This window comes from Pseudogemmobacter sp. TB195 (genome assembly GCF_058313095.1).
The window spans coordinates 1-504 of record NZ_JBZEGG010000243.1 but is presented as its reverse complement, the minus strand read 5'-3'; the positions used below and the strand labels follow the sequence as shown (position 1 = coordinate 504).

Here is a 504-nt window from a genome sequence, read left to right as displayed (position 1 = left end):
CGGATTCGACCCCTAATAGGCGTTACGACGGATTTCGAAGTCCCTGGGAAGATCGTCGTCAGGATTGCGATAGCGGTCCGCACCGACAACCCAGATCTCCTTGGAGCGGATGCGATCCCGCAATTGGGTGAGGACACAAAGCTCGTAGCTGATCCGGTTCACACGGCCATCGTTATCGATGACCGAACTGCGCCATCTGGCCGGAATAACCTCGTCAATCGGCACATCCTGCATCGGCACGAACCGGCAGCCATCATCGACCTTGCTCTTGATCCAATCCAGCGCCGCCAGAACCGGACGCCACACGGTGTTGTTCGACCGGAATTCCAGAACCGAAAGCAGGCTGGGCAGCATGCGCCGGTAATGATTGGCCCAGGACGAGCGCATCACCTTATATATGCGCCGGTCGAGAGCCCCTTTCGCCTGGCTCTCCTTGACGATCGCCGCCAGCTTGTCCCTGCCTACGATAGGGAAGATGACATCGCAGACGCGCCCCGCGGGCTC

At 59.5% G+C, this 504-nt stretch carries 1 pseudogene; it reads right to left on the bottom strand.

From position 1 onward, the window contains the following. Positions 1 to 12 precede the first annotated feature (12 nt). A pseudogene (locus AC4FS3_RS29590) lies at positions 13 to 504 on the bottom strand (Tn3 family transposase); the annotation flags it as partial.